The sequence below is a fragment of the Caballeronia sp. genome (genome assembly GCF_028292365.1).
In the GTDB taxonomy this organism is placed as follows: Bacteria; Pseudomonadota; Gammaproteobacteria; order Burkholderiales; family Burkholderiaceae; genus Caballeronia.
In genome coordinates this window covers 1-6,609 of record NZ_JAQGMM010000653.1, presented here as the reverse complement: position 1 = coordinate 6,609, position 6,609 = coordinate 1, and the positions used below count along the sequence as shown (strand labels likewise).

Annotated in this window: 4 protein-coding genes and 2 pseudogenes; 5 read left to right on the top strand and 1 reads right to left on the bottom strand. The window is 56.6% G+C overall.

All coding sequences use genetic code 11. The features are described 5' to 3' along the window. Window positions 1–440: 440 nt before the first annotated feature. Window positions 441–803 (top strand): hypothetical protein, encoded by a 363-nt coding sequence (locus tag JWR14_RS37740; RefSeq protein ID WP_299719809.1) that lies wholly within the window; start codon window positions 441–443, stop codon window positions 801–803. A gap of 289 nt (window positions 804–1,092) precedes the next feature. Then, window positions 1,093–1,476, top strand: a pseudogene (locus tag JWR14_RS37735) (delta(1)-pyrroline-2-carboxylate reductase family protein); the annotation flags it as partial. Window positions 1,477–1,876: 400 nt separating this feature from the next. Here the strand turns inward: JWR14_RS37735 and JWR14_RS37730 are convergent. Further along, window positions 1,877–3,290, bottom strand: a pseudogene (locus JWR14_RS37730) (IS1182 family transposase). 318 nt (window positions 3,291–3,608) lie between these two features. On the opposite strand from JWR14_RS37730, the gene JWR14_RS37725 reads away from it, so the two are divergent. From JWR14_RS37725 to JWR14_RS37715, 3 genes are all read left to right on the top strand, one after another. Next, window positions 3,609–4,238 (top strand): hypothetical protein, encoded by a 630-nt coding sequence (locus JWR14_RS37725; protein ID WP_299719807.1) that lies wholly within the window; start codon window positions 3,609–3,611, stop codon window positions 4,236–4,238. Window positions 4,239–4,586: 348 nt separating this feature from the next. Continuing rightward, window positions 4,587–6,092, top strand: coding sequence for an integrase (locus JWR14_RS37720; RefSeq protein ID WP_299719805.1), 1,506 nt, complete (start codon window positions 4,587–4,589; stop codon window positions 6,090–6,092). A 13-nt stretch (window positions 6,093–6,105) separates the two neighbouring features. Beyond that, on the top strand, window positions 6,106–6,609 hold a 504-nt coding region (locus tag JWR14_RS37715), incomplete at its 3' end, for an ATP-binding protein (RefSeq protein ID WP_299719803.1).

The window sequence follows — 6,609 nt, the reverse complement described above, 5'->3', positions numbered from 1 at the left end:
TACGAACCCATGCAGCCGGTAACCATGTACCCATCGCTTTCGCGCACGAAATACTCGATGGCCGATTTCTCTGCCGGCGTCGTGCGTTCTTGTTGTCGGCGCCCACGAAAGAGCCGCAGATGCACTTGCGACCTTCGTGACGCTTGAAGGATTTTCGACGCGGACAGTGTTCGGCGCGAAGGCCACGCGGGCATCTGCGAATGAGTGGAAAACATTCGGTTGAGGTTTGCGAGTCTGCAAGGCACCACGGGCAGAGATGCTCGCACAACTGGCGTCGACGCCGAACGATTTTTCGCTTTGATGCCCGTTTCGCGTAGCAGGTGGCTACGAATCGTGCGAATCTCTTGGGACGCGGCATGCGCTGTGCTCGCTTCCCGGGTGGCGCGCAAAGCCTTTGTCGCTGCGCCTGCAAATGACCATCCGGAATAGGCGGGGAAGCCATGACTAAGGTCGTTGTTGTCGTGAAGGGCGGCGTCGTTCAGGAGGTCCTCTCGGACGGGGAAGACGTAAAAGTTCTGGTCCTCGACAGGGAGCCGGCTGCTGGTAAGGAATACCTGCTAGCAGATGTCCTCGGAGAGCCCGCCGCACTGGCGGCGCTCATGCAGGGTGCGGCAACACTCAATCCCCAGCGCACTCAACAAGCGTTCGAAGAAACTCTGCAGTGCGTGGACCTGCCGCATCGAGCAGGTTTGCTCCGAGAGGAGCCGCTGCTCAGCTTGCTCGGAGACGAAACGGCACCGGGGATGAGCTCAGAAATGGCTTTGTTCGGGAGGGTGCCTTGCGCCCCGGAGATGCGGCGCTGAGCCCCGCCAGATAAGGCTTTTCGGATGGACGGCTCAACAGCCAACGCGGTGAAATCACGATGGAGGCGGTTTGTGTCAAATTTGTTAAGGCTTAGCCTTCTGAGCACTCAATCCCTTGTCGACAAAGGTTTTCAGGAATTTTTATTTGACATCCGAAATATCTGCATATCGAATTGTGCATATCCTTAAAAATGTGTCGCCTTGCCGTCCAACGCCCACCAGATGCGGCAGAGAGCCGAATACCACCCTCCCGAACAAAGCCCATGTGGAACTTGGCTCACCGCCGGTACCGCTCGCGGGCGACATAATCCCCGACGACATCGATGTCGTCATCACGCTCACGACGAGCAAGACTCCGGTCTACCGCGATGCAGCCCGCCCTGGGCGGCTGATCGTCGGCGTCGGCGCGTTCATGCCGGATGCAGCGGAAATCGCCGCGCGGATCGTGCACCAAAGCGCGCTTATAGTGGACGATCCAGTCGGCGTGAGACACGAAGCCGGTGATCTGATTCAGGCGAACGTCGATTGGAATGCGGTCGGCACCTTGGCCGCTGTCATCGAGCACTCGTCGGTCCAGTTGACGGATCAACCCATACTCTTCAAAAGCGTTGGGTGCGCTGCCTGGGATCTGGCTGCCGCACGGTTGGCCCGATATCGATTATCTGACTCGTAGGCGAACCCGTTATCGTCTGCACGCTAACTGCTGCGAATCTTCCTTTTCCCTCGAACTCGACACCGGATTCGAATGGCCCGCAGTCGCTGATCTCGGCCGGAATTACGAGAAATCGAATGCTCGTTGTTGTTAAGGGTTGTGCGATGCCTGCCCTGAAGCCGCATGCATGTGAGCGCGCCGGTGAGCCAGCGGGCAGGCGTCGCACAAGCCTTAACAAACCCGGCCCGACGCGGACCTCGATTTATCTCCGATCCCAACAGATATGCGAAAGGCATAAATCGACCGATTCTGTTGAAAAACAGCTGTTTTTAGCGTGACGAAAAAATCCAGCGGGGCGACTTTGCCTTTATATCTTCAGCAAAACATGGGAATTTAATCAAAGCTGCGACTTCGTCGTTCGTCACGCAGTCGCAACCTCCGACTTGTCATCTCTAGCCATGAGTCGAATCGCCATTCGCCGTAGGTTTTGCGCGGTTGCTGCCAGTAAGAACTCATCATGTGCACCACTTGGCCCGCAGCCGCAAACGGTCAAGCTTCAGGATGCGTTTGAGGTGCGCGAAGAGCATTTCCACCTTCTTTCGCTCACGTCGGGATTGTTTGTAGGCAGGTGTTGTCGCGATGCGTCTTGCCTCGTCACGTGCAGCTTCGTGGATGCTGCGCGTGACCTTGCGAAACGGGGTCTTCGGACAGCAGCGTTCCTCAATTGAACAGCCGGCCCAGTCGAGTTGGCTTGATCGATAGATAATCGTATCGGCCTTGGTGACGTGCGTACGCGAGTTCTTAAATTGGCGGCGGTCACTGCGCAGTGCTTTCCCAGCTGGACAACGATACTCGTTGTCCGTCTCATTCCACTTAAACTCGCTGTTGGAGAATGCATTGTCCTTGGGCGCGTACTTTTCCCAAACCGGAACGTGGGGTGCGATCTCTTTCTGATCGACCATCCAACCAAGCATCGCTGCCGTGCCGTAGGCGGTGTCGCCTACAAGGCGAGCGGGCTTGAGACAAAGCCCTTGTTCAACTCTCTCAATCATAGTTCTGGTTGATTCGACCTCGTGAGATCGGTTTGCGGGCGTCGCTTCAACATCCATGATGATTCCCGCTTCCAGGTCGATCAGATAGTTGGTCGTGTAGGCGAAGAACGCGGGACCACCAGGAGCAGCGGTCCAACTCGAGGCAGGATCGCTCAAGGAGATCATCTTCGGCGGATTAGACGACTCTGAGGATTCGGCTGCGTCGGAACCTACTGGATTGCTCTCTTCAAGGGCTTGGAGGTACTCCCGCACGGCGCGACTCTGTCTTGCGGCAGGCCCCCAGTCGATGGGATCTGTTCCCGGTACCGCGCTTGAACGACTTGCATCAGCCTTGATAATACTTGCATCGATAGCGAATCCTTCTCCCCTCACCAGCCCCTCAGCCATGCAACGGCCCAAGACGGATTCGAACACATGGCGTAAGACGTCGCTATCGCGAAAGCGTCCGTGGCGATTCTTAGAGAACGTCGAATGTTCAGGTACTGCGTCATCCAAACCCAGGCGGCAGAACCAACGATATGCCAGATTCAAATGGACTTCTTCGCATAGCCTGCGCTCAGAGCGAATGCCGAAGCAGTAGCCCACGATTAGCATGCGTATCATGAATTCGGGATCAATCGAGGGTCGGCCGATCGGACTGTAGAAAGGTGCGAGATGCTGACGTAAGTCACCGAGATCAAGAGCCCGATCGATGCCTCGCAGCAGGTGAGTTTGAGGCACGTGATTATCGAGGTTGAACGAGTAAAAAAGCTTGTCCTGCCCGCTGTCCAGTTGACCCATCATGGCAACTTACTCCTCATCTACCAGTATCTAAAGGATACCTAATCATTAAGCCAAAAAGCGACTTTTTCAACAGAATCGGCCGCCTGCTGCCCCACGTGAGGCGCGAGCGTCAGACAATCCGAGGCTACTGAAGGAAGCAGGATCGATCGAGTCAGACTGCTGTCAAATGACACAAAGTCGCCCCCCCCCAAAGACCATTTTATAAGGCGCAGCGAGCAGCGCTGGTCAACTTTGCGTCAATTCTTATTGCCCCAAACTTGTCCATTTTGCTGAATTTGACCTAAAGTAGACCCATATCGCTGGTCCGGAATAGTCGCCATGCAGCCACCCGAACCCCTGCCAGTTTCCCGGCTGCCGAAGCAGACGCTTCATCATGTGTGGTCGCCGAAGCTGCAACGTACACTGGTACTCACTTCGGTTAATCAAGTTCGACTCTGGGTCATGCTTGAAGCAAATCCGGCTGTCACGACGTACTGCGAGCGGCCTGCCCTCGTATCTAATCAACGTGATTCACGTGCCGTTTTCTGGCTACTGCTCAATGGCCACCCCCAATGTCTTGCACTCGAGCTCGCCAGCGAATCGACGCCTCATGAGGATTCTTCCGTTGGTACGCCCTCCTCTCTTTTGATTCAAACCATTCGGCCAGCCGATCTTGACGAACACCGCGTCTGGATCCAGAACTGGATGACATTGTTACCGTATCTGAACACCGGAATGCGACTGATTGATGCCGCCCTTGCCAAAGATGTCGTCGAATTCTTCGAACGAGAAGCATCGTTTCTCGAGCTTGAGCAACACTTCACCCGGTACGATCCGATCTTGATTCGTACTGCCGCCATTGCTGGCTTGCACGCAGGTGATCTCCTGAGTTCCGATTTAGTTACTCAGCTCTGGACGCTGAACTCCCGAATACAGCAGTACTCGAAGGCCGCGCATCGTGCGACGTAGCGACATCCCGGAACCGCTCACCGACCTCCAGGCGTGGCCGTCCGTGGATCCGGGTGCGCTCGATTCATCGCGACGAGCGATCTACCAACAACGTGAGCAAGCCATACTGGCCTACCTGAGCGGTGCACCGATTGTGGACATCGTGCGAGGGCATAAAATCGACGTCCGCTTTCTCTCACGATTGCTCACGCGCTGCCTTGCCGCACACACTGACGGCCGGATCCAGGGGTTTCGGGGACTTATTCCACATGCACGCGCTAAGACCTATCGACGAAGCAAGCGGGCGGACCGCCAGACATCGCCCCACGGCCTGACCGGCGCTGTCGGGCAATTGTTAGGTTTGAGCGCTTGCCGCAACTCCCCCGAATCATCGAACGGCAGATTGGCAGTCGCCGCTTAGGACTGACGCAGACGAATCGCTTGCACGGCCTGACCGTAACGCATTCCAAACTGATCGCGGCATGCCATGAAGCCGGGCTGACTGAAGCCGACTATCCTCTAAACCAAGACGAGAAGGGGTATCGCTCTTTCGCGAGGTGGGTCAAGCGCCAGCTCGAGGATCGCATCCCCCTACGCTTGCCGCGCGACAACGGCGCATGGCAAATGGCGGCCAGACCGTTCTCTGTGATCGAGCTTGACGGCCACAAGCTGGACCTGCGCCTACGTGTGCGTTTCACCGAGCCTTCCGGCATCAGCGTTGATCTCGAAACCGAACGTCTGTTTGTGATAACGATGATCGACGTCTGCACCCGCGCCGTGATTGGATGGCATGTTGTTCCGGCACCCGAATACGATCACCACGACGTACTCGCGACGCTGCAGAATGCGTTACGCCCTCTACGCAAACGTGATCAGTTCACGATTCCCGGCCTCGGCTACCGGGAGGGTGCGGGATTTGTCTCCGAGCTACCCGAACTGGCCTACGCCTGCTGGGACGTCCTGAAGGTCGACAATGCGGCCTCACACCTTACCGAAGACACCTTTGCTCCAGTCTGTGAGTTCGTCGGCTGCCGAATGGAAGCAGACCCTGTAGGCGAACCTACGGGACGTCCCCTTATAGAGCGCTTTTTCTTGACGCTGACCGACCGGACGTCCCGTAGAGTGCACGGCACGACAGGATGTCACCCCAATGATCCCGTCGGCAAGAAAGGTAGGCAGACGGCCGTCGATCAACTGATCACGATTGACGAACTCGAAGAGCTACTGGATGTCACCATCGCCAACTACCATTGCACGCCTCACGATGGCTTGAATGGACGAACCCCGCTTGAAGCACTCCGCTTGGCGCTCGACCATCACACTGTACCGGTTCGAACCCTGCCGACTTTTCTACGCTCCCGGCTGCACCAACTTCAGTCGGTTCATCTTTGCACCGTCCGAGGTAGCGTCGCAAGCGGCACCGCACCTTATATCAGCCTGTATGGCGCGCGCTACAGCAGCGAAGTCCTTCAGCGAACAACCGGGTTATTGCGTCAACCTATTCGGGTTTATCCAAACCCCACCGACATGCGTGAAGCATGGGCGTATCTGACCAATGGGGCAGAGTTGGGTCGGTTGAGCGTGCTGGACGGTTGGCGATACAGCCGTCATACCTTGCGCTTGCGTCGATATATTTTACGTCAGCGCCGCCTCGGCCGATTCGTTTTCGCGGGCGAACAGGATCCGGTTCAAGTGCTCTCGAAATCTCAACGTCATCCATCCAAACGCAGCCGCAAGGATGGGACCGTAGTGATGCAACTCGCACAGATGGAAGAACCCAGCCAGGCAACAAGTCTTCCCGCCGCACGATCACAGCAATCGGAAGACGAGCAAACGCCTATCGACCTCGGTGACCTGACGGTGCAAAACCGATAACTCGAGGAGACTCATGGCTATCGCCCAGCCGCGACCGGCAAGTTTGGAGGACCATCCGATCAGCCGTCGCACCTATCGGATCCCGACGCCATCGATCGCTGCCTTTCGAGCTCTAGTCGACGAGTGTTTGCTGCTGTACATCACTGGAGCGCTAATCCATGGGCGACCGCGTATCGGGAAGACCTATGCCATCGAGTTCATTCGTCGCGATCTTGAGCGGCGTCATCCCAGGTTATCGATCTACAAGATGCGCTGTACCCGATCGCAAACACCTTCAGAGAATAGCTTTTTCTCGGCCCTCCTGTACGCCGCGAATCATCCAGCGCAAAGTGGTGCCTCCAAGGCCGCCCTGCGCGGACGGCTCTTGCACAAACTGAGACAGGTGGCCGATACAAAGGGCGATGAACGGATCGTGCTGTTTGCTGACGAGGCCCAGAATTTGCATGAACTTCACTATGAATGGTTGCGGGACCTGCACGATGAACTGGAAAGCAACGGATTGCGTCTGTTCGTGTTT

Bases quoted from the DNA above. Each gene is read 5' to 3' on its own strand.
- JWR14_RS37740 (WP_299719809.1), top strand. From the start codon at position 441: ATGACTAAGGTCGTTGTTGTCGTGAAGGGCGGCGTCGTTCAGGAGGTC.
- JWR14_RS37725 (WP_299719807.1), top strand. From the start codon at position 3,609: ATGCAGCCACCCGAACCCCTGCCAGTTTCCCGGCTGCCGAAGCAGACG.